Origin of the sequence: Afipia sp. Root123D2 (assembly GCF_001425835.1) — a bacterium.
GTDB lineage: Bacteria > Pseudomonadota > Alphaproteobacteria > Rhizobiales > Xanthobacteraceae > Afipia.
Genome location: NZ_LMDP01000001.1, coordinates 418,772 through 442,052, shown reverse-complemented (window position 1 = coordinate 442,052; position 23,281 = coordinate 418,772). Strand labels below are relative to the sequence as shown.

General features: G+C 62.5%; 21 protein-coding genes. 13 read left to right on the top strand and 8 right to left on the bottom strand.

Annotation, left to right across the window (positions count from 1 at the left end; translation table 11 throughout):
- Positions 1-3: 3 nt before the first annotated feature.
- Positions 4-678: a Crp/Fnr family transcriptional regulator gene (locus ASC80_RS02075; RefSeq protein ID WP_056292458.1), complete on the bottom strand. Its 675-nt coding sequence runs from the start codon at positions 676-678 to the stop codon at positions 4-6.
- 443 nt (positions 679-1,121) lie between these two features.
- Here ASC80_RS02075 and ASC80_RS02070 point away from each other — a divergent pair, with 443 nt between their 5' ends.
- From ASC80_RS02070 to ASC80_RS02030, 8 genes are all read left to right on the top strand, one after another.
- A complete protein-coding gene (locus ASC80_RS02070) occupies positions 1,122-1,943 on the top strand; it encodes an ABC transporter ATP-binding protein (protein WP_056292456.1) in 822 nt (273 codons plus the stop codon).
- On the top strand, positions 1,940-3,871 hold the full coding sequence (locus ASC80_RS02065) for a long-chain fatty acid--CoA ligase (RefSeq protein WP_056292454.1): 1,932 nt from the start codon (positions 1,940-1,942) through the stop codon (positions 3,869-3,871). The genes ASC80_RS02070 and ASC80_RS02065 overlap by 4 nt, the downstream gene beginning before the upstream one ends.
- Positions 3,868-4,761, top strand: coding sequence for a branched-chain amino acid ABC transporter permease (locus ASC80_RS02060; protein WP_056292452.1), 894 nt, complete (start codon positions 3,868-3,870; stop codon positions 4,759-4,761). Before ASC80_RS02065 ends, ASC80_RS02060 begins: the two co-directional genes overlap by 4 nt.
- 202 nt (positions 4,762-4,963) lie before the next feature.
- The gene (locus ASC80_RS02050; RefSeq protein WP_056292448.1) at positions 4,964-6,037 is read left to right on the top strand and encodes a branched-chain amino acid ABC transporter permease; all 1,074 of its coding nucleotides are present in this window, start codon (positions 4,964-4,966) and stop codon (positions 6,035-6,037) included.
- Positions 6,038-6,094: 57 nt separating this feature from the next.
- Positions 6,095-7,375 carry an ABC transporter substrate-binding protein gene (locus ASC80_RS02045; RefSeq protein WP_056292446.1) on the top strand — a complete coding sequence of 427 codons (1,281 nt, stop codon included), beginning with the start codon at positions 6,095-6,097 and terminating at the stop codon, positions 7,373-7,375.
- Between the two features lie 161 nt (positions 7,376-7,536).
- Positions 7,537-8,373: an ABC transporter ATP-binding protein gene (locus ASC80_RS02040; protein ID WP_056295445.1), complete on the top strand. Its 837-nt coding sequence runs from the start codon at positions 7,537-7,539 to the stop codon at positions 8,371-8,373.
- 133 nt (positions 8,374-8,506) lie between these two features.
- Entirely contained in the window at positions 8,507-9,739 is a 1,233-nt protein-coding gene (locus ASC80_RS02035; RefSeq protein WP_056292445.1) for a phenylacetate--CoA ligase family protein, read from the top strand.
- A gap of 106 nt (positions 9,740-9,845) precedes the next feature.
- Positions 9,846-11,054: a CaiB/BaiF CoA transferase family protein gene (locus ASC80_RS02030; RefSeq protein WP_056292443.1), complete on the top strand. Its 1,209-nt coding sequence runs from the start codon at positions 9,846-9,848 to the stop codon at positions 11,052-11,054.
- Positions 11,055-11,244: 190 nt separating this feature from the next.
- Here ASC80_RS02030 and ASC80_RS02025 read toward each other — a convergent pair whose 3' ends face one another.
- A complete protein-coding gene (locus ASC80_RS02025) occupies positions 11,245-12,819 on the bottom strand; it encodes a hypothetical protein (RefSeq protein ID WP_056292441.1) in 1,575 nt (524 codons plus the stop codon).
- Between the two features lie 45 nt (positions 12,820-12,864).
- Entirely contained in the window at positions 12,865-14,133 is a 1,269-nt protein-coding gene (locus ASC80_RS02020) for an MFS transporter (RefSeq protein ID WP_056295442.1), read from the bottom strand.
- On the opposite strand from ASC80_RS02020, the gene ASC80_RS24285 reads away from it, so the two are divergent.
- On the top strand, positions 14,126-14,566 hold the full coding sequence (locus tag ASC80_RS24285) for a hypothetical protein (RefSeq protein WP_244487163.1): 441 nt from the start codon (positions 14,126-14,128) through the stop codon (positions 14,564-14,566). The genes ASC80_RS02020 and ASC80_RS24285 overlap by 8 nt on opposite strands.
- Before the next feature lie 17 nt (positions 14,567-14,583).
- On the opposite strand, the gene ASC80_RS02010 is transcribed toward ASC80_RS24285, so the two are convergent.
- On the bottom strand, positions 14,584-15,009 hold the full coding sequence (locus ASC80_RS02010; RefSeq protein WP_056292437.1) for a DUF4399 domain-containing protein: 426 nt from the start codon (positions 15,007-15,009) through the stop codon (positions 14,584-14,586).
- Between the two features lie 51 nt (positions 15,010-15,060).
- A complete protein-coding gene (locus ASC80_RS02005; RefSeq protein ID WP_056292436.1) occupies positions 15,061-16,599 on the bottom strand; it encodes an SUMF1/EgtB/PvdO family nonheme iron enzyme in 1,539 nt (512 codons plus the stop codon).
- A gap of 316 nt (positions 16,600-16,915) precedes the next feature.
- Here ASC80_RS02005 and ASC80_RS02000 point away from each other — a divergent pair, with 316 nt between their 5' ends.
- Both ASC80_RS02000 and ASC80_RS01995 read left to right on the top strand, forming a co-directional pair.
- Positions 16,916-17,395, top strand: a complete 480-nt coding sequence (locus ASC80_RS02000) for a VOC family protein (RefSeq protein WP_056292435.1) — start codon at positions 16,916-16,918, stop codon at positions 17,393-17,395.
- Between the two features lie 143 nt (positions 17,396-17,538).
- Complete coding sequence (locus ASC80_RS01995) at positions 17,539-18,294, top strand: outer membrane protein (protein WP_056292434.1); 756 nt, start codon at positions 17,539-17,541, stop codon at positions 18,292-18,294.
- 160 nt (positions 18,295-18,454) lie between these two features.
- Here ASC80_RS01995 and ASC80_RS01990 read toward each other — a convergent pair whose 3' ends face one another.
- Positions 18,455-19,105 (bottom strand): glutathione S-transferase family protein, encoded by a 651-nt coding sequence (locus tag ASC80_RS01990; RefSeq protein WP_056292433.1) that lies wholly within the window; start codon positions 19,103-19,105, stop codon positions 18,455-18,457.
- A 317-nt stretch (positions 19,106-19,422) separates the two neighbouring features.
- Here ASC80_RS01990 and ASC80_RS01985 point away from each other — a divergent pair, with 317 nt between their 5' ends.
- Positions 19,423-20,568, top strand: coding sequence for a hypothetical protein (locus ASC80_RS01985; protein WP_210168403.1), 1,146 nt, complete (start codon positions 19,423-19,425; stop codon positions 20,566-20,568).
- Positions 20,569-20,653: 85 nt separating this feature from the next.
- Here the strand turns inward: ASC80_RS01985 and ASC80_RS01980 are convergent, their stop codons facing one another.
- Entirely contained in the window at positions 20,654-22,057 is a 1,404-nt protein-coding gene (locus ASC80_RS01980; RefSeq protein ID WP_056292428.1) for an amidase family protein, read from the bottom strand.
- A 223-nt stretch (positions 22,058-22,280) separates the two neighbouring features.
- Between ASC80_RS01980 and ASC80_RS01975 the strand changes: the two genes are divergently transcribed.
- Positions 22,281-22,568, top strand: coding sequence for a hypothetical protein (locus ASC80_RS01975; protein WP_244487162.1), 288 nt, complete (start codon positions 22,281-22,283; stop codon positions 22,566-22,568).
- 9 nt (positions 22,569-22,577) lie between these two features.
- Here ASC80_RS01975 and ASC80_RS01970 read toward each other — a convergent pair whose 3' ends face one another.
- Positions 22,578-23,273 (bottom strand): sulfite exporter TauE/SafE family protein, encoded by a 696-nt coding sequence (locus tag ASC80_RS01970; RefSeq protein WP_056292425.1) that lies wholly within the window; start codon positions 23,271-23,273, stop codon positions 22,578-22,580.
- Between the last annotated feature and the right edge of the window lie 8 nt (positions 23,274-23,281).

Sequence of the window (23,281 nt, the reverse complement as noted above, 5' to 3'; positions counted from 1 at the left end):
CTATTACTCCCCGTAACTGCGCAGCCGCTCCAGATCGACGATCGTCACGCCGCCGTACTCGATGCGCAGCAGCCCTTCCCGCTCCAGTGTCTTGAGGCACTGGTTGGTGTTTTGCCGGGAGATTCCGGAAATGGCGCCGAGTTCCTCCTGCGTGATCTCCAGATGGCGGGTGACGTCCGGATAGAGGATCGGATTGAACAGGGACGCGATGGAGCGCGCGAGACGCGCCTTGGCATCCAGCATACGGCCGTATTCCAGAAGGCCGATGAACTGGCCGAGGCGCTCGTTCAGCAGCGCCACCAGAAAGCGATTGAAGCCGACGCTGTTCTCGAACAGCCACAGAAAGGTGGCGCGGTCCATCATGGCCAGCCGCGTTTCGCGCAAGGCGACCGCATCGTAGCGCCGCGCTTCGTTCTTGAGCATGGTTCCTTCGCCGAACCAGGCGCCGGCGGCCATGCCGGTGAGACTGACAGCCTTGCCGTCGCGCGACACCGTGCCGATCCGGACCAGACCGGTGACCACGCCGGTCCAGTACTCGAAGTGATCTCCACGCATGCAGATGAATTCGTTGGCCTGAAACGTTTTCTCGACGATCCCGGCGCGTGCGATCGCAAGCTCCGGCTCGGTCAGCCCGCGCGACCACACCGCGATACGTTTCAGGTAATCCGCCGCGATCATGATGCCATCGGGGTCGCGCGCCGGGCCGGCTCGCCCTGCCCGATATCCTGAACTTCATCCGATAGCGTGATCATGTTGCGTTGCAGAAACGACCTCTGGTGCGGGAAAGCCGGGACAACGTCCCGCTGCGACGAGTTTGCCCGGCGAAATGTCAGGCGCAAGACATTTCACTGTACCGCTTTGCCGTAATGAAGACCATCGCTCCGCGCAACACGGATGCTGGCAGGATGACCCGATGGCGAAGTTTGAAACGACCGCTGGATGCGTCACGATGACGCTCAAAGCCGCCGGGCTGCGCCAGGGAGACTCCGTGGCGTAAAGCATCAATAGTAGAATGGCTTGCTCGCAGTCGCCGATGTAGGATCGAGGCTGCAATGTCGGGCTCGTAAATTAAACCCACAAGATAAAGAGCGCGCAAAAGCGCCGTATCCCGGGAGGAATGAGTGGCGTCTGCGTTGGAGGTCCGAGGGGTCTCATTGCGTTTCGGTGGCGTTCGCGCGCTGACCGACGTGAGTTTTGCCGTCAACAACGGCGAACTGTTTTCCATTATCGGACCGAACGGCGCCGGCAAGACCTCGATCGTCAACTGCATCTCGGGGCGCTACACACCGACCGAAGGCCAGCTGTTCTATCAGGGCCGCGACATCACCGGCCTGAAACCGAATGCCCGCGCCGCGCTGGGCATCGGCCGCACCTTCCAGAACCTCGCGCTGTTCCACCACATGAGTGTACTCGACAACATCATGGTCGGGCGCCACCATTTGCTGAAGAACAACTTCATCACCGGCTCGCTGTACTGGCTGACCGGCGCGCGCCGCGAAGAACTCGAACATCGCCACAAGGTCGAGGAGATCATCGACTTCCTCGATCTGCAATCGGTGCGCAAGGCGACCGCCGGCACCCTGTCCTACGGCCTGCGCAAGCGCGTCGAACTCGCGCGCGCGATGGCGCTGGAGCCGAAACTCATTCTTCTCGACGAGCCGATGGCCGGCATGAATTTCGAGGAGAAGGAAGACATGGCGCGCTACATCGTCGATCTCAACGAGGAATACGGGATGACGGTGATGATGATCGAGCACGACATGGGCGTGGTGATGGATATTTCCCATCGCGTCACCGTGCTCGACTTCGGCCGCAAGATCGCCGAAGGCGATCCGGTCGCCGTGCTGGACGATCCGCATGTGCGCAAGGCCTATCTCGGCGAGGAAGATGAAGTCCTCGATGTCCTCGACGATACGCTCCCCATCGCGGAGGCGCGCGCATGATGGATTATGCAGGCCGCGCCGCGCAGGCCGACACCTATCCGAAACTGCTGCGGCTGAACGCCAAGGAACACGGCAGCGAGATCGCGCTGCGCGAGAAGGATTTCGGCCTGTGGCGCGTGTTCACCTGGGCCGACTACCAGACCCGCGTCCGCGATTTCGCGCTCGGCATGGTCGAACTCGGTTTCACGCGCGGTGACGTCGTCGCCATCGTCGGCGACAACCGGCCGGACTGGGTGGCCGCGGAAATCGCAGCCCATGCCATCGGCGCGATGTCGCTCGGCGTCTATCGCGACGCGCTCGGCGAGGAAGTCGCCTATCTCCTGACCTATGGCGAAGCCAAGATCGTTTTCGCCGAGGATGAGGAACAGGTCGACAAGCTGCTCGAGCTGGGTGACCGCATTCCGCATGTCCGCCACATCGTTTATTCCGATCCGCGCGGGATGCGGAAATATGACGATCCGCGCCTGCTGTTCGCCGACGACCTTGCCGCCAAGGGCCGCGAGCGCGCCGCGCGCGAGCCCGGGCTTTACGACCAGTTGGTCGATGCCACCAAGGGCGAGGACGTCGCGGTGCTGTGCACCACCTCGGGCACCACCGCGCATCCGAAACTGGCGATGCTGGCGGCGGGCCGCGTGCTGCGCCATTGCGCGATCTATCTCGCCTTCGATCCCAAGGGGCCGGACGACGAATACGTCTCCGTGCTGCCGCTGCCGTGGATCATGGAGCAAGTCTACGCACTGGGCAAAGGGCTGCTGTGCCGGATGAAGGTCAACTTCGTCGAGCAGGCCGACACCATGATGCACGATTTCCGCGAGATCGCGCCGACCTTCGTGCTGTTCGCGCCGCGGATCTGGGAAGCGATCGCCGCCGATGTCCGCGCCCGGGTGATGGATGCTTCCGCGATGAAACAGGGTCTCTACGATCTCGGCATGAAGGCGGGCCTCGCCGCGCTCGACGACGGCAAACATTCGGCGGTCGGCGAGATACTGCTTTTCCGCGCGCTGCGCGACCGGCTTGGATTCAGCCGCCTGCGTTCGGCCGCGACCGGCGGCGCCGCGCTCGGCCCCGATACCTTCCGCTTCTTCCGCGCCATGGGCGTGCCGCTGCGCACGCTCTACGGCCAGACCGAACTGCTCGGCGCCTACACGCTTCACAAGCCCGACGCCGTCGATCCCGACACCACCGGCGTGCCGATGGCCGACGAGGTCGAAATCCGCGTCGAGCGTCCCGACGTCAACGGCGTCGGCGAGATCGTGGTCAAGCACCCCAACATGTTCCTCGGCTACTACAAGAATCCGGAAGCCTCGGCCGCCGACATGGACAACGGCTGGATGCGGTCCGGCGACGCCGGCTATTTCAACGATGCCCGGCAGCTCGTGGTGATCGACCGCATCAAGGATCTTGCCGAAACGGCGCAGGGCGCGCGCTTCTCGCCGCAATACATCGAGAACAAGCTGAAATTCTCGCCCTACGTCGCCGAAGCCGTGGTGCTCGGCGACGGCCGCAACCATCTCGCGGCGATGATCTGCATCCGCTTCTCGATCGTGTCCAAATGGGCCGAGAAGAGCCGGATTTCCTTCACCACCTACACCGACCTCGCCTCGCGGCCGGAGGTCTACGCCCTGCTGCGCAAGGAAGTGGAAAGCGTCAACGCGACGCTGCCGCCGGCGCAGCGCATCGCCAAATTCCTGCTGCTTTATAAAGAACTCGATGCCGACGACGGCGAACTGACCCGCACCCGCAAGGTCCGTCGCAGCGTCATCAACGAGAAATACGCCGACATCATCGACGCCATCTACGGCGGCCAGCCCGATATCGACATCGACACCGTGATCAAGTTCCAGGACGGCACCACCCAGCGCATCCGCACCACGCTGCCGGTGGTCGATCTCGGCCTGCTCCACAAGACGGCGGAGGCCGCGGAATGAATACCCAGCTTCTGATCCAGCTTCTGGTCAACGGCGTCGTCATCGGCACGCTCTACGGCGTGGTCGCGATGTCGTTCGTGCTGATCTACAAGGCGACGCAGGTCGTCAACTTCGCGCAGGGCGAACTGCTGCTGATCGGCGCATGGGTGTGCTGGTGGCTGCTCACCAAATATCACGTGCCGTTCTGGATCGGCATGCCGATCACGCTGGTGTTCATGTTCATCTTCGGCATCGCGATCCAGATCGTGATCCTGCGCCCGATGATCGGCGAACCGATCATATCGGTCATCATGGTGACCATCGCGCTGTCCACCGTGTTCTCGGCGCTGATGAAGTGGATCTTCGGCGTCAATCTTCAGCCATTTCCGGATATTTTCGAAAGCCGCATCGTCACCATTCTCGGCATCCAGATCCAGACCGTTTACGTGCTGTCGCTCGTGGTTTCGCTGGCGATGATGGCCGGCATGGCGTGGTTCTTCCGCGTCTCCAAATACGGCCTTGCGATGCGCGCCACCGCCTTCAGCCAGCAGGTCGCGCAGTCGCTCGGCATTTCGGTGAAGAACGTGTTCGCGATGGCGTGGGCGATCTCGGCCATGGTGTCGGCGGTCGCCGGCGTCGTGGTGGCTGTCGTCAACGGCGTCTCGGCCGGGCTGTCGGTGTACGGCATCAAGGTGTTCCCGGCCACCATTCTCGGCGGCCTCGACAGCATCGGCGGCGCGGTGCTCGGCGGCATCATCATCGGTGTGCTCGAGCATCTCGCCCACTTCATCGACAGCGAATACCTGCACTGGGGCAATCTCTACGAGATCGCGCCATTCTACGTTCTGATTATCGTCCTCATGATCAAGCCATACGGCCTGTTCGGCACCAAAGACATCGAGCGGATATGAGCATGGCGCATGCAGAAGCTATCGGAGCAGACATGAGCGCGGACACCATGCACGGTGGGCTCCCTCTCCCCTTGGGGGAGAGGGTTGGGGTGAGGGGGTCCGGTGCCTCGATCAGGCCATCGACCCCCCTCACCCGCCGCGCTACGCGCGTCGACCTCTCCCCGCCGGGGAGAGGTGAAAGAAAGAACGAGCGCATCTGATCATGGCGAGCCAGACCCTCATTCCCGCCGGCGATTTCCGCACCACCTACGCGGCGGACACCACGATCTTCCCGACCACGACCAGCCGCAACGCGATGATCGTGGGCGTCATCCTGATCTGCTTCGCCCCTTACGCGATCAACGAATACTGGCTCAGCCTGCTGATCCAGATCGGCATCTTCGGCATCGCGGCGCTCGGGCTGAATATCGTCGTCGGATTCACCGGGCAGATCTCGATCGGCCATGCCGCGTTCTTCGGCTTCGGCGCTTTCACCTCGGCCTATCTCTCCGGCAAGCTCGGCGTGCCGGTGTTCTTCGCCATTCCGCTGTCCGGCATCGTCACCGCGGCGGTCGGCCTTATCTTCGGTCTGCCCGCGGCGCGGCTGAAGGGACTCTACCTCGCCATTGCCACCTTGGCCGCGCAGTACATCCTGCTCGACTTCTTCTCGCGCGCCGAATGGTTCACCGGCGGCAGCGTTCCGGCGATCGCCGAGCCGTTCTCGATCTTCGGCAAGGCCATCCAGGGCGACCGGCAATATTTCTACGTCGTGCTGGCTTATGTGATCGTCTGCTATCTCCTGGTGACCAACCTGATGCGGACGCGCGACGGACGCGCGCTGATCGCGGTGCGCGACCATTATCTCTCCGCCGAGATCATGGGCATCAACCTCACGAAATACCGCACCCTGTCGTTCGGCCTCGCCGCCTTCTTCGCCGGCATCGGCGGCGCGCTCTACGCGCACTACAATCTGGTGGTCTCGAACGAAGGCTTCGGCATCGACCGCTCGATCATCTTCCTCGCGATGATCATTATCGGGGGGCTCGGTTCGGTGATGGGCACGCTGATGGGCACCGCCTTCATGGTGCTGCTGCCGGAATCGATGGAATGGCTGAGCGCGGCGCTGCGCGGCTCGTCGATCGACCATCTTCTCGCACTCAAGAACAACATCGCGTTCTTGCGCGAGATGGCCATCGGCATCATCATCATCGTCTTTTTGATTTTCGAACCGGATGGGCTCGCCCATCGCTGGCGGCAGATCAAGGCTTACTGGAAACTCTACCCGTTCTCGCATTGAGGTCGGAACGGGACTGGCAACAATAATGACCTCGAGTGATAACCGGAGGATTAGCTCATGAACATCAAGTCTCTTCTCGGCACGGCAGCCATGGCGGTTGTGCTTGGCGGCGCGCCCGCTCTGGCGGCGGACGCGATCTCGCTCGGCCATCTCGCCGATTATTCGGGTCCGACATCGGACGTCGGCACCCCGTTCGGCCAGGGCGTCGCTGACGCTTTCGCCTGGGTCAACAAGAACGGCGGCATCAACGGCGCCAAGGTCAATGTCGATACCGTCGACTACGGCTATCAGGTGCCGCGCGCGATCGCGCAGTACAAGAAGTGGTCGGGCTCCGACAAGGTCGCCGCCATTCTCGGCTGGGGCACGGCCGATACCGAAGCGCTCACCGGCTTCCTCGCCAACGACAAGATCCCCGACATCTCGGGCTCGTATGCCGCGGCGTTGTCCGACCCGACCGGCGCCGGCGGCAAGGCCAAGGCCGCGCCCTACAACTTCTTCTACGGCCCGAGCTATTCGGATGCGCTGCGCGGCATGCTGACCTGGGCCGCCGAGGACTGGAAGGCCAAGGGCAAGACCGGCGCGCCCAAATATGTCCACATGGGCGCCAACCATCCTTACCCGAACGCACCGAAGGCCGCAGGCGAAGCACTCGCCAAGGAACTCGGCTTTGAAGTGCTTCCGGCAGTGGTGTTCGCACTGACGCCCGGCGACTACAGCGCGCAGTGCCTGACGCTGAAGAGCTCCGGCGCCAACTACGCCTATCTCGGCAACACCGCAGGCTCTAACATCTCCGTGCTGAACGCCTGCAAGGCGGCCGGCGTCGATGTCCAGTTCATGGGCAACGTCTGGGGCATGGATGAGAACGCCGCCAAGGCGGCCGGTGCTGCCGCCGACGGCGTGGTGTTCCCGCTGCGCACGGCTGTGGCCTGGGGCGGCAACGCGCCCGGCATGAAGACGGTGCAGGAAATCTCCAAGATGTCCGATGCCGCCGGCACCGCCTATCGTCCGGTGCATTATCTCGCCGGTGTCTGCACCGCGCTCTACATGAAGGAAGCCGTCGAATGGGCTGCCAAGAACGGCGGCGCAACCGGCGAGAACGTCAAGAAGGGCTTCTACCAGAAGAAGGATTGGGTGCCGGCCGGCATGGACGGCGTCTGCAATCCCTCGACCTGGACCGAGAAGGACCATCGCCCGACCATGAAGGTCGACATCTACCGGATGAAGGTCTCCGGCGCGACCGCCGCCCCGCTGAACGAACTGGTGAAGGACGGCACGGTCAAGCTCGAGAAGGTCAAGACCGTCGACCTGCCGCGCAAGAACGACTGGCTCGGCTGGTAACTCCGAATGATGCGTCATGGCCGGGCATAGCCGTTTGAAGAACGGCGTTCTAGAGAACGCCTATGCCCCGGCCATCCACGCCTTTCGGACTGTACAAAAAAGACGTGGATGCCCGCGACAAGCGCGGGCATGACGATTCCTCTGGTTGAGACGCCATGCTCATGACCGAAGCTGTAGAACTCGCGCGATCTTCACACGCGACAACCGTGGCGCCGCTGCTTGCCGTGCGCAACATCGAGGTCGTTTACGACAACGTCATTCTCGTTCTGCGCGGGCTCAGTCTCGATGTGCCGAAAGGCGCGATCGTCGCCCTGCTCGGCGCCAACGGCGCGGGCAAGTCGACCACGCTCAAGGCGATCTCCGGCTTGCTCAAGACCGAGGACGGCGAAGTCACCCGCGGCGAGATCGTGTTCGACGGCGAGCGCATCAACGGCATCGATCCCGACAAAATCGTCCGGCGCGGCATCTTTCAGGTGATGGAAGGCCGCCGCATCATCGCCGACATGACATCGCTGGAAAACCTGCGGCTCGGCGCATTCACCCGCAGCGACAAGAACATCGATGACGACATCGAGATGGTCTACAGATATTTCCCGCGCCTCAAGGAGCGGACGGGCCTTGCCGGGTATCTCTCCGGCGGCGAACAGCAGATGCTGGCGATCGGCCGCGCGATGATGGCGCGCCCCAAGATGATCCTGATGGACGAGCCGTCGATGGGGCTGTCGCCGCTGCTGGTCAAGGAAGTGTTCGGCATCATCCAGCAGATCAACCGCGATCTCGGCGTCACGATTCTTCTGGTCGAGCAGAATGCGCGCGCGGCCCTTTCGGTCGCGAGCCATGGCTACATCATGGAGCAAGGCAAGGTCGTGCTCGACGGCACCGCCGATGAATTGCGCGACAACGAGGACGTCAAGGAATTCTACCTCGGCGGCGCCGGCGACCAGCGCAAGAGCTTCAAGAACCTCAAGAGCTTCAAGCGCCGCAAGCGGTGGCTGTGATGAGGCAATTGAAACCGGGCTGAATCTCTTCCGTCATGCCCGGCCTTGTGCCGGGCATCCACGACTTCCTTTGAGACGAAGACGTGGATGGCCGGTCAAGCCCGCCATGACAGATCAACCTTAGGACCACCCGATGACGCAGCACTACGACTCCCTCGAAACCCGTTCGGCCACTGAGCGTGATGCAGCCAACTTCGCCCGCCTGCCCGAAGTGCTGCGCGCCGCCGCGAAAGCACCGGCCTATGCCGAGCGCTTCAAGGAGATCGACCTCGCATCGGTCACGAGCCGCGCCGCGCTGGCGAAGCTGCCGGTGCTGCGCAAGTCCGAACTGCCCGCATTGCACAAGGCCAGCCCGCCGTTCGGCGGCTTCGTCGCCCATCCGTCCGGATCGTTCGGCCGGCTGTTCACGTCGCCGGGTCCGATTTTCGAACCGGAGCCGGCGCGCGACGATGTCTGGCGCGGCGCGCGGGCGCTGTTCGCATCCGGCTTTTGCCCCGGCGATGTCGTGCTCAACACCTTCAGTTATCACCTGACGCCAGGCGGCTTCATTTTCGATTCCGCCGCCCGCGCGCTCGGCTGCGCCGTGATTCCCGCCGGGCCTGGCAACACCGAGCAGCAATTCGAACTGATCGAGACCTATCGTCCCGCCGGCTATTCCGGCACGCCGGACTTTCTCAAGATCCTGCTCGATGCCGCCGACAAAACCGGGCGCGATGCGTCGTCGATCAAGCGCGCGGTGGTGTCGGGTGCTGCGTTTCCGAAATCGCTGCAGGACGAATTCAAATCGCGCGGCATCGACACCTACCAGACCTTCGGCACCGCCGATCTCGGGGTCATCGCCTATGAGAGCGCCGCGCGTGACGGCCTGATCGTCAACGAGGATTTGATCCTTGAAATCGTCAAACCCGGCACCGGCGATCCGGTCGCGGATGGCGACGTCGGCGAAATCGTCGTCACCTCGCTCGACCTGCATCATCCGTGGATCAGGCTGGCGCTCGGCGACCTCAGCGCCGTGCTGCCGGGCGCGAGCCCGTGCGGGCGCACCAACATGCGGATCAAGGGCTGGATGGGCCGCGCCGATCAAACGACCAAGGTGAAGGGCATGTTCGTGCGCCCCGAGCAGATTGCCGAAATCGGCAAACGCCATCCGGAACTCGGCCGCCTCCGTCTCGTCGTCACCCGCGAGGACGAAACCGACATGATGACCCTGTCCGCCGAATCCGCGTCGCAGGACGCCGCGCTGCGCGACGCCATTGCGGGCGTTTTGCGCGACGTCACCAAGCTCAGCGGCAGCGTCGTGCTGGTGGTGCCCGGCTCGTTGCCCAATGACGGCAAAATCATCGCCGACGAGCGCAAAACCGGCTAGTTATCCGGCCGAACCGGCCTGAAAACCGGTTTCCCCTTTCCGCGATCATGTCCTAAAACAATCCCTCAACACCGGGACATAACAACACGCGTGAAAAGGAGCGCCGATGTCGCAAGGAATTTTTGAGGGCCTCAAGGTTATCGATTGCGCGAGTTTCATCGCCGCCCCCTCCTCCGCGACCGCCCTGTCGGATTTCGGCGCCGACGTCATCAAGATCGAACCACCGGGCGCCGGCGATCCGGTACGCAATCTGCCGAACCTGCCGGGATATCCGATCAGCAACCACAACTATGCGTGGATGCTGGAGGGCCGCAACAAGAAGAGCCTCGCGCTCGATCTCAGCAAGCCCGAAGGCCAGGCCGTGCTGCGCAAGCTCGCCGCCGAGGCCGATGTGTTCATCACCAATTTTCCGCCGCCGGTCCGCAAGAAACTCGGCGTCACCTGGAAGGATCTTGCCCCGCTCAACGACCGGCTGATCTACGCCTCCTTCACCGGCTACGGCGAGACCGGCGCCGAGGCCGACAAGCCCGGCTTCGACAGCAATGCGTGGTGGGCGCGCTCCGGCCTGATGGATCTCGTGCGCGAGACAAATGATACCGTGCCGGCGCGCTCGATGCCCGGCATGGGCGATCATCCCTGCGCGATGTCGCTGTTCGCCGGAATCGTCACCGCGCTCTATCAGCGCGAGAAGACCGGCAAGGGCACCCAGGTGATGTCGAACCTGATGGTCAACGGCATCTGGTCGAACGGAATCTATGCGCAGGCCGCTCTTTGCGGCGCCAAGTTTCAGGAGCGCCCGCCGCGCGATCACGCGCTCAATGCCGTGACGTGTCACTACAAATGCGCCGACGGCCGCTGGATCATCCTGTCGCTGCTGAACGAGGATCGGCAGTGGCCCACCTTCGTCAAGGTGATCGGCCGCGAGGACCTCGCCTCCGATCCGCGTTTCGAAACCAAACCGATCCGCCACAAGAATGCAGCGGCGCTGATCGCGATTCTCGACGAGGTGTTCGCCGGCAAGCCGCTCGCAGAGTGGCGCAAGATCCTCGACGGCAATGGGCTCATTTTCGGCGTGGTCGGCATCCCCACCGATATTCCGGACGATCAGCAAATGCGCGAGACCGAAGCGGTGGTGCCGTTTCAGGACAGCGACCTGCGCACCATCAACACTCCGATCTTCATCGAGGGTGCGAAGAAAGTGCAGCCGCGGATGGCGCCCAATGTCGGCCAGCACAGCGACGAGGTTCTCGGCGCAGCCGGTTTCACAGCTGCCGAAATCGCCAAGATGCGCGCGGCGGGGATCGTCGCCGGATAGGCTGGCATCTCAGCCTGACCGAGTGCATCCAGGCTCTTTCCAAGTGCTTGAGTATGAGTGTTTTCGTCATGGCCGGATTTATTCCGGCCATCCACGTCTTAGCGATGCCGCAGCGGAAAAGGCGTGGATGCCCGGGACATAGGAGAGCGGCAGCGACGCCGTTCTTCGAATGGCTATGCCCGGCTGACTCTCAATTGTCCTTGAGAAAGCACATGCCGATGCGCGGGGCAGCTTTCGTCCCGCCGCCCGCGCCGAGCCCGACGGTTGTTTGCGGCATCGCGCGGCAGGCCAATCCCTCGGCGCAGGTCCACCCGGCAAAGCTGGCGTCGATTTCGGATGTCTCCAGCGCGCAGGTGGCTCCCCAGCCGTCCATATAGGTGGTGCCTGCGAGCGCTGCGGAACGCCGCGCCTGCGGCCGCGCGGAGAAGCCACGTGAGTAATCCGGCGGCTTGCCGTCGCGCACCGCCTGCAAAATATCGCGACGGCGCGGCTGGTCGGCGATGAAATGCGGCGAAGCCGGCAACGCGACTCCATCCGGCGGCGCCTTGCTCAGCCAGTCGATCCCCGGAAAATGAAAGCCGCCGATGGCGCGCGTCTCGTGACAACCCGAACAGGTGGTGTCGTCGAGCCGCCGCTCGAAGCCGGCGAACGACCGGATGTTCTCGAATGTCACTCCGTTGCGCGACGCGGCCGCAAGCGCCTCGACCACATCGCCTTGCTTGAAGATCGTGCCCGCCTCGATTCCGCCGCCCAGCGCGGACGGCGTCGAGGCAATAGCGCGCATCGCCAGATATTCCGGCGGGACAATAACAATGCCGCGATCCAGTTCGGAGATGTGTTTCGGATCGAGAATCCAGCGCTGGAAAGCCGCTTTCAGCCGCGCGTCCGCGACGATCCGGGCGTAGTCGATCTGGTTTTCCAGCGGCGATTCCTCGAAGGTCCGCAGTCCGGCATTGTACTGGAACGACTTGATGAGATAGTCCGCGCGCGCGTCCGTGGATGACCCCGTTGGCGCGTGACCGATCTGGATATTGGTTTCGATCCGGTCGATGGCGTTCGGCTTCACGAATTCCAGTGCGCCGCCTTTGCCGAGCAGCCTGACAGCGAGATCGGCTCCAGTGTCGCGCCATTCCCCGGCGTCGAGCCATCGCCGCGCCAGTTCACCGCACGGCACGTTGCCGGCGTCCGGCAGATCGCCTCGCGCCTTCAGGATTAAATTGAGCGTCATCGGCAATCGCGGCGCGGCGGCCAGATCAGGGCCGGCTGGCGCCTGCTTGACCACAGGACGATAGATCAGCCGGATCTCGCCGCAGGTCCCGGGCTGTTTGAACGCACGGTCCATCCGGTTGACGACACCGGCGAGGACGAACCGCGTCGCGCCGGAATACAGCGCTCTTCGATCGAAGACCTGCATCGTCGAAGGCGGCTCGCTTCCTCCGGCGGTGGTGTTCGGCGCGCTGGTTCGGGTACGAGCGGTATATCGCTCCAGTTCGTTGTCGAGCGCGGCCTTGACGGGTGCCAGCGCCGGCAGCGCGAACAACTCGGCGCCCGAAATCGGTTCGGCCGTCGGCCGCGCCACGTTCATCATCCGGCCGAGACCAACGCCCCGGCTTTCGGAGCTGTCGGCCTGATGCTCCCGGATGTCGAGCTCGCGCAGCGTCTGCGGATCGGCGATCACAAGGCTGCGGTCCAGCGTCTCGGCCCGCAGGCCATGGGACCCGAACAGGAGCAGCAGCCCGATCAGAAGAGAGCGTCGAATCTGCATCCGATGCCTCCCTCGCTCGCCGTTCATGAAATAGTGCCTCGAATTCTACGGGCCTGCCGTCAGCCCCTCCCCGCGCTGCCATCGGCGCAAACGCATCACAGCCAGCACGAATAACACGGCTCCTCCCAGGAGCCAGCACGCAATAGGCGCCAAATGCAACAAGGTTTCGTAACCCGGATCCTTGGCCCACCCGGCTGCGACGGCCGCCATGCGCGCGAAGGTGGCCAGTGCGATCGCCGAAAACATCAGCCCGACCACCTTGCCTTCCGAACCACGGCCGCCGATTGCGATCGCAGCCGCAACCGCACTCATCAGAATGCATCCCCACGCCGCACCGGCGGTGAATTGCATGACCAGCATCGTGTTCAGGCTGCCGGCATTCTCGACACCGAGCACCGCGCCGGCGCCGAGCAATCCCGCAGCGCCCATCACCAGCAGACCGCCAAGCCGTCGCGTGATGAAACTCGCGGGAAACATCGCGATGTTGAATCCGATCCAGTAAACCGGCATCAGCCATTCAAGGTCGGGTTGCTTGGCGAAACGCAGAAACAGCGGCGCGCTGTTGATGCTGAAATGCAATTGATAGCCGAGCGCCAGCACCAGCGCCGCCGCGACGAAGATCAGCGTCAGCCTCGCAGCCGGTTTTCCCGGCAACAGCTGCGGACGCGGCGCGGCTTTCAATGCGCCTTCGCGAATTTGGCGCTCGATCCATGACAGGCCGAATGCCGTCAGCAACAGCACCACGCTCGAGACCACGAACGGAATCCGCGGATCGTAGTTGCGCAACGCGACGCCGAGATACGGCGAGATCGCACCGGCGACGCCGTAGCCGAACATCGCAAGGCAGGCGAGCCACGGAATCGATGGACGCGCGGCGAATTTTCCGAGCAACGCCAGCGGCGGCGCCCGCAACGCCGACGACGTGACGGCCCAGATCACGATCAGCGCCAGGAACACGGGCTGCGCCTGCGCACCCAGATTCGCGACGAACGGCAAGGCGAGAAATGCGACGCACGATATCGCCGTCGCCATCACCACGAAACGGCTCAGGCGCCCGGCCAGCGGCGTCATGCGGTCGGCCGCAATGCCCATCAGCGTGTCGGTGATCGTGAAGATCGCCTGATCGAGCAGCAGGATCACGATGACCATGCCTGCCGGAATTCCAACCTTCGCCGCGAGTTGCGGCAAATAGACCACGTAGATGGTCCAGCCCAGCGTGAACACCAACTGGAGAACGGCGAGATAGATGCCGGCCTTGCCGGTGCTACGGGCGTCGGTAGAGGTCGCAGGATCGGCGTCAGAGGTCGTGGCCATCGAATCGCGGGTCCAGTTCACCTGTATCTTCAACATAAAGCAGCGAAACAGACCACAAGCACGATCGCTCGCGGCGCCAGGCCACTGTCATGGGTCGACCGGCCGGATCGTCGGGTTCATCGCCACGCCGGGCGGCGCGGGAAAACCGCCGCCCGAACATCGCAAACGAACGATTTGGCGGCTGGCGCGTTGGGATCGCAGGCAGGCACAGGAGCAACCCATGACCACGCCGGAAGCCGCGATGGCTCTCGTCACGTTCAGCAAGCAGCTACAGCGCGCCCGCGAACTCGCCGTTGAAGGCCACCGCCTGCTTCATCGCGCCCGCCGCGATCTCAAGACCGGCAGCGTCCTGATCCGGCAGTCGCACCGCGATATCGTGGACACCGAAAGCATCCTGCGCCGCAACAAACCGCCGCAGCCGCCCGCGAACTAAGCTTCTCAGTCCACATTCTATCTGACTGTGATCGTGATCTTCTTCGATACGATCGGCGGATCGAAGGGATAATGTTTGGCGTCGCCCAGCACCAGTTGCAGGGTGTGCTTTCCAGGCGGCAATTCGATCCGCGCTTCGGTCTGACCGCCGCCGAAATGAAGGTGCGCCTTGTCCTGCGGAATCGGCTCCTTGGGATCGAGCGGCTCATTCACATCCACAAGCAGATGATGATGGCCGCTGTTCTGAAAATTGCTGCCGGCCTGGGTGACGCCCATGTTGCGCAAGCCGAAACGGCACCAGAACGCGCCTCTGATTATCGTCCCGTCCTGCGGCCAGACGAAATAGAGATACGCGTCCTTGGGCGCCGGCGTTCCCTGGGCAAGTGCGGTCAAGGGAAGCAACGTCAGCACCGCCGTCAGCACACTGAGCCGAATGATATTCATGACCGTCCCCTGTCCTGGCAATTCAAAAATAAAAACTGGATCTGCCGCGCGCTAGGGAGAGAGCGCGACACGAAAACCGTGAGTCGGATAGCGCACAATCGCCTCGTAATGATCCCGGTTGGCCGGGCGGACATAACGCGCGTCATTCCGCCATGAACCGGATCGAAGGACACGCAGGGCGCAGTCGCCGTCGACCCATGGCGAGCCGTCGGCCGGGGCGCCCTGATAATTCCTGTGCCAGCAGTCCTCGACCCACTGGTCGATACTGCCGCCCATCTCGTAAAGGCCAAATGGATTCGGCTTGAGACTGCCGACCGTCATCGGTTGCTCGGCCACCGCGGCCTCGCTGCAACCCTTGCAATTGACGATGCCGGATTGAAACTGGTCGCCCCACCAGTATTTCGTTTGCGTGCCGCCCCGCGCGGCATATTCCCATTCGGCTTCGCTCGGCAACCGGTACGGCTTGCGCGTGACCTCTGCGAGCCATCCGACATATTGCTTGGCATCGTTCCAGCTCACATCGGTGACGGGAGCGTCGTCCTTGCCTTTCGCCACGAACGGACAGGCCTTCGCCGCGACACAGTCGTTCCACTCACCAACGGTGACGGGAAACTTGCCGATCGCGAAGGGCTTGATGGTGACCCGATGGACGGGCTTCTCCGAGATATCGTCATTACTGCCCATCGCGAAGCTGCCGCCCTGAACCGGGATCATCTCGGGCTCCCGGAGCGATGGCGCCACCGGCTGCGGGGCGATCGCCGGCGCCGCCGTTGTCTCAGGTGAGGACGGCTTCGGTGCGACCGGTGCCGGAGCAGGCGCCACGACAGGCGGCGGCTCCGCAGGGGCCGCCGCGATCTTCCCCGGGATGGGCGCAGGCGTGGAGAACCAGCTCGCCAGCTGGCCGTCCGGTTGCGTCGCGTACCAATAGGCGCCACCCGCAATCGCCAACAGAACGACGCCAAGCGCCGTCAGCATCCGCGCGACCCGATAGCTGCGGCCTTCCGCCAGCGCAGACGGATCAGGCAGAACCCGGTAGACCCTGACGGGATCGGTGATGTTCTTGACCTGACGGTCTCCGAGCGACTGATAACCGCAAACCAGCTTGTGCTTGACCTGCTCATAGACGCCGCCGGAAATGTAGATGTGTCCGGGGCTGGCGATGTTCTCGAGGCGGGCGGCAACGTTGACGCCATCGCCATAAACGTCATCGCCTTCGACAATGACGTCGCCGAGATTGACGCCGATCCGGAACATGATCCAGCGTTCGCGCGGCAGCGATGCGTTGCGCCCGAGCATGCTTTGCTGAACGACGATGCCACACCGCACCGCTTCGACCGGGCTGTCGAAAATCGCGATGAACCCGTCCCCTGCGGTGCTGATCAGCCGGCCATGGTGTTCCGCAATCGTCGGCTCGAGGAGGTCGCGCTGAATTCGCTTCACGCGCGCGAACGTCCCCTCCTCGTCGAGCTCCATCAAACGGCTGTAGCCCGAGATGTCTCCGGCGAGGATCGCCATGAGACGGCGCGGCATCGCCTCATGCGGATGTCCGGTGTCTGAATCCGAATGGATGTGGTGAATTTCGCCGCGCATGGCTCAACGCCTTTGCCGATCGAAACGCGGACTCGTTGGCCCGCTGTCACCTCGCCGCCTTCAGTTGCCCGGCCAGAAGCTACGCCGATCCATCCATCCAGACAATTACCTCAAACCGTCATGTGTTTGTTAGGTCAGCGTGGCTGTCTGATAAGACAGCTTTCAGGCCGCGCTCCCGACTGACCGGAATGTTGACCGGCGGAACGCCAGATGGCACGAGCACATTCCACCTTCGTGGTGCGCGCTCAAGACCGACTGCAACCACCGGGTGCGCGAGAACCTGCCGGAACCGGCTTCAAAAGCAAAAGGACAAGCAATGGCCCTTGCCAAGAATACGATCTGCGTCTGGTACAACAAGGACGCCGAGGCTGCGGCGCGCTTCTACGCCGAGACCTTTCCCGACAGCTCGGTGAGCGCCGTCCACCGCGCGCCCAGCGACTTTCCGTCGGGCAAGGAAGGCGACGTGCTGACGGTCGAGTTCACCGTCGCCGGCATTCCATGCATCGGCCTCAATGGCGGGACCGCGTTCAAACACACCGAAGCCTTCTCGTTCCAGATCGCCACCGACGATCAGCAGGAAACGGACCGCTACTGGAACGCCATTGTCGGCAATGGCGGCCAGGAAAGCGTGTGCGGATGGTGCAAGGACAAATGGGGCATCTCGTGGCAGATCACGCCGCGCGTGCTGACCGACGCGATGGCGGCCGGCGGCGCTGAAGCCAAGCGCGCGTTCGAAGCGATGATGACGATGAAGAAGATCGACGTCGCCGCGATCGAGAAGGCCCGGCGGGGGTGAAGCCGACCGGGCCTGATGGTTCAGTGCTGTACGGTCTTGCGACCGCGGACATGGCCCGACATAAGTCAGGACTGTGGCTATTAAGTCATGGCGGATCGGCCCGCCCGCGTGTTAGTTTTTCAGCGTATTTCCAGGGATTGCCGATGAAAAAATTTGCCATAACGCTTTGCGCGTTGATGCTGGGGGCCGTAACTGCGGCTTCGGCTGCGGACCTGCCCGCCCGCGCTTATAGCAAGGCTCCATCGCTGCCGATGGTTGCCGCGTATGACTGGTCCGGTTTCTACATCGGCGTAAACGGCGGCGGCGGCGGCGGCCAGAACTGCTTCCACTATATCAGAGTGGACGGCGGCTGTCACAATCCGAGCGGCGGCCTGGCGGGCGGCCAGGTTGGCTACAACTGGCAACTGAGCAATGTCGTGCTTGGCCTGGAGTTTTCCGGCGACTGGGCAGACCTGACAGGAAGCCACGTTCGGCCGTTCGGTCCCTGGGGCACCATGCATTCTCATATCTCCGGTATCTATATGGGAACGGCGCGCGTCGGCTATGCCTGGGACCGGACCTTGCTTTACATCAAGGGCGGCGTGGCCTGGGTCGACGCAGACTACCATTTGACATGCAACGGTGTCGTCGGGGGCGGCATCTGCCTTCCGGTTGGCGCCACGGCGGAAAGATCAAGCGTAACGCGCATTGGCGGTGTCGTCGGTGCCGGTGTCGAATACGCGCTGACCAAAAACCTGATTCTGGGCGTCGAGGGCGACTATCTCCCGTTTGGTACCAGGAACGAGACGTTCATTGAGCCCCCCGGCTATGCTTGCGGCGCTGGCGTCGGGCAGCCCTGCCCCATCGCCGTCAAACAGAACCTCTGGACGGTGGCGGGACGCCTGAGCTGGAAATTCTGAGGACCGGCAATCGCGAAGGACTGACCCTTCTGATCCGCAATGAAAAAGCCCCGGCATCTCCGGGGTTTTTTTCGTTTTTGACGCCGGTGCCGGCGCGAAAAAGCCGCCGCGCATAAGCCCTCACCGCCTCCACCGGATTGACCGGCGACGGCGCCACTCATCAGCCTTTCGATGCGGCAGTGAAAATCGCCAACTGGGCAGCGAACGCGCGCTTGAACGCGGGCCGCGCTTCGCCGCGGGCGACATAGGCGGCGAGGTTTGGATACTCCTCCAGGATTCCCGAGCTGTTCAACCGGCGCAGCACCGTCACCATCAGAAGATCGCCGGCGCTGAACGCGCCGTCGAGCCAGTCAGCATCGCCGAGGCGACCGGAAAGGTCGCTGAGCCGCTTTCTGATGCTGCCATCAAGGGCACGCAGGCGCTGCTCGTACCACGGCTCGTTACGCTCGAGGATCTGGACGAGAGAGCGGTCGAAGATCGGCGGCTCCACCGTGTCGAGCGCAGCGAACATCCACGCGATCGCACGCGCCCGGGCATTCGCATCATCCGGCAGCAAGCCGCCATGGCGCACCGCGATATGGAGCACGATCGCCCCCGACTCGAACAGGACGAGATCGCCTTCCTCATAGGTTGGAATCTGCCCGAAAGGATGAAGCGCACGATGCGCGGGCTCTTTCATTGCACTGAACGACACAAGACGAACGTCGTAAGGCTGGCCCACCTCCTCAAACGCCCAGCGCACGCGCATGTCACGCGCAAGACCCCTGCCGCGATCGGGCGAGGATTCAAAGGCAGTGATGGTGGGCGGCATCGGAAGGCTCCGAGGTTGATGGCGTGATGATGAGAATGGCGCGAAGAAGAGGTTGGTAGTAAGGCCGCTGTACACGCCATCGGATCGACTGGCGATAGCGATGAAGTAAAACGCGTGTTCGCTGCAGTGATGGACGTGAAGTAGACCGGCATCGTCGCGATCGAGAAGGCTCGACGGGACAGAGGCCTGAGTATTCAGGTTCTGTAAAAATGATGCATTTTGATGCACTGTGCCTAAGATGGTCAGCGTCTGTTGGTAAGCATTAAAGAGGGCTTATGATAAAGCGACGCCGAAAATCTTTTGAACGCGCATACTCATTGCTCGATGAACTGTGCAAATCCCATCTCACTATACGGAATGCTGTTTATACTACTTCTCAGCAACTACAGCCACTAAAGTCATTGCAGAAGCTACTGATTAAGGAAATCACACGAGCAGAGCGCAAAATCCGGCGGAGTAAATCTATCCTAAGGACGTGCGATACAGCACAGGCGCAAGAAGCCTCTACAGCATTACAAGAGCGAATTGAGCAGTACCGTCATCTGGCATACACTTGGCGGTGTTTTGGCGATGCAATTGCTTTTTTGTTTATGGATAAGTTTGCGCTCAAGCAGACCTTGTTCAACACTCACAATGTGAACGCCAAACAAGATGCGGGCTTCATAGCTGACAAGGAAGGCCTCTCCAAAGAATGGAGCATTATGGAGAATCTGCTTGATAAAGGTATTCCAGCGCTTCTCACTGACATTACCAACACCATTCGGCACGGCGACGTATGCATCATGATCGGGCCTGATCCCCATCTCATCGAGATTAAATCGGGAAAGTTTGACGGCAGAGGGAGACGCCAAAGGAATTCGATACGTGAGCTCTTGAATTTCTTTGAAACAGATGAGGCGGAAGGTCTGCGGGGGTTTGAAAAAATTCGCCGAATAACCCACGATACTAGCGAAGTGGTTTACGTCGACGCAATGAACGACTGTATCAGGGAGGCCATGAGGAGTGGGACGGCTTGGCGTTCTCCTGAAGAAGGGCTTTATTACGTTGCAATAACTGCAGGGGACGTGAGTATAGAGAATATTCTTGTCGAGCTCGGGGTGACGCAACCGATGGCATTTTCCCTCAATGAGGTAAAAGCTCGAAGAGCTTGGTCGCCATATAGCCCCTTCACATTATCCATTCGCAATTGCCGCGCCCTGTTTGGCTTTATCTGGGGCGAGATCTATATCGCGGTATTCTACGAGCCTGATGCTTTACAACGACTGGCAGAGTGCCGAGGCTACAAGCTCGAATTTCAGCCTTCCGAATCAGAGATCGCATTCGAATTAACTCGGCTGGGAGACGGTCGCCAGATACGCGTTGCCAGTCAGATGTTTTTCAGACTTGCGTTCGATTTTACGTCGCCTGCATGGATCCTTTGTGTAGCCATCGAAAATCTCAATCGGCATGAGATCATGGTGTGAGTCTTAATTCGAATCCCTGCTGCGCATCCGTTCGCAGACGATAGGTTTTCTGGAAGCCATCCACTCGCTTCACGTAACTCGCCCCTTACGCCCCCACCGGATCGATCGGCGATGGTGGCACGCCGCCCGCCTCGATCGCTTCGCCTGCCGCGAGACACAAATCCTCGCGGTAGCGACCCGCGATGATCTGCACGCCGACCGGCGATGTGCCGACCATGCCGGTCGACACCGTCAGCCCCGGCATTCCGATGAACGGCAGCGCGATCTGCGGCATCTGGGCCCGCCACACCCGCTTGAACGACGCCTCGTCCTTGATGTCGAGCTGGTCCGCGAACGGCAGTTCGGCGCACACCGGCATCACGATCACCGCGTAGGTGTCGAGGAAGGTCGCCCAGTCGCGCACCAGCGTGGCGCGCCGCGCCAGCGTTTGCGAGAACAGCGCGAGATCGAGCGACTTGCCGACGCTGGCATGGCCGCGCAGCGCCGCCAGCGCGCCGGGATCGCCCTCCTTCTCGGCGGCCTCGACCATCGCCTCATAGCCATCGCCGAGCCACAAGCGGACCTGCAATTGCGCCGCCTCATCGAACGGCGGAATTTTGGTGACCTCCTCGACGGTCCACCCGGCGCGCTCGAGCCGCTTGCCGGCGTCGATCACCGCCGCCTTCACCTCCGGCACGGTCTCAAGTCCATCGGGGCTGACGCACAGTGCAGCGCGGCGCGGCATCGCCGGGCCTTCCAGCGGCACAGGCACCCACCACGGATCGCGGATATCGGATTGCGACATCGCCTTCAGCGCGAGGCGCAAATCGCCCACCGTGCGCGCCAGCGGCCCTGAGACGGCGGTGATCTGGGCGCCGATCGGGCGCTCGGGCAACGACGCATTGAATGCCGCGATCCGTCCCACAGTCGGGCGCAGGCCGTGCACGCCGCAGGCATAGGCCGGGTAACGGATCGAGCCGGCGATATCGGTGCCGTGAGCGATGGCGCCGATGCCCGCCGTCACCGCCGACGCCGCGCCGCCGGACGAGCCGCCCGGCGTGATCGCCGGGTTACGCGGGTTCTTCGTGTTGCCATGCAGCAAATTCGACGTGAACCAGCGGTAGGAAAATGCCGGCGTGTTGGTGCGCCCGATGATGATCGCGCCCGCCTTCTCCAGATTGTCGACCACCGGGCTGTTGTGCTGCGCGACATTGTCCCGCAGCAGCCGCACGCCGTTGGTCGTGGCATAGCCCTTCTGGTCGATATTGACCTTGACGGTGACCGGAACGCCCGCGAGCGGCCCTGCGTTATCGCCTTTGGCGATGGTGCGATCGATCGCGTCGGCGCGCGCAAGCGCGTCCTCCGGGCGGTGCGCGATCACCGCATTGATTGCGCCGTTGACGGCATCGAGCCGAGCGAGGGAAGCGGATACCGCTTCGCGGGCGGACACCTTGCGGCCCGCGATCAGCGATGAGAGCTCCTGAGCCGAGCGGCGCCAAAGATCATCCATCCGTCACCTCTTCTCTTCCAAAACGATTGCAGGGCAAATCTTGCAGCCGCTATAGTAACGGGGAAATCGTCGCACTCAATGGCGCGCTCGCTTTGGTGCTTGCGATAATTGTTCTTTGTAAGTTTTTGAAATTCTGGATCCTTTAATGAACCGACTGACTGTTTCCACATTTGCCGCCCTGTCCGCGATCGCGGGCCCCTCTTGCGCCTCGGCCGCGGAGCCGATGGACAATGTGAAAATGTCGATCGAACGGTGGCGCGAGCCCGGCTCGAACAACATCGGCACCGCCGACATGATCCTCACCAACGAGAATGCCTTCGCCGTTTCCGGCATCAAGGTGAAGTGCCACTATGTCGTGAAGGAAACCGGCCGGACCATCGAAACCACGCAGACCCTGCCGATGACCCTGAAGCCCAAGACCACGAAGAAATTCAGGAAGGTTCGCTTCGCCTATATCGACGTCGATGCCGCCGAAGGCTCCTGCAAGATCGCAAGCGCCGCGAAGAAATAACCACGAGCATCAGGCCAGCGTCGTCGTCGCGATGGTGTGGACGCCGATCCCGATGGTCACGAGACCGACTGCGAGTTGCAGGCCGCGATTGGCCCAGGTGAGAAATCTCGCCGATGCCGCCAGCGGCAGTGCGATCACGGTCGACAACGCGCCCATGCCGATCATCGAACCGACGCCGAACAGCAGGACGTACAGCAGACCGTGAACCGGATCCGCCGCCTGCGACACGGTCAGCACCAGCAGCGCCGCCGAACCGGCCATGCCGTGCATCAACCCCACCACCAGCGAACGCCAGCGGAAGCCGTGACCATGCTCATGCGAACTGCGCGCATGCGGAAGAGTGTCACCTGCGTGGCTGTGAACATGGATGTGATGGGTGCCGTCATCGTGAACGTGCTGATGGAAGTGCACCCGGTCACGCCACAGCCGCCACAGCACATGCGCGCCGAGGCCGACCAGCATGATCCCCACCGCCGTTTCAAGCGGCCGTTCCAGATGATCGGGAATCGCATGACCAAGCACGAGCGCCGCGCCCGCGAACAGGAACAGGGTGATCGTATGACCGAGTCCCCACGTCAGGCCGTGCTTGACGATGTCGCCGACATGGCTGCGGCGCGCCGCGATGCTCGACACGGCTGCGATATGATCGGCTTCAAGGGCGTGCTGCATCCCAAGCACGAAACCCAGACCCAGAAATGCCAGCATCACAAAAC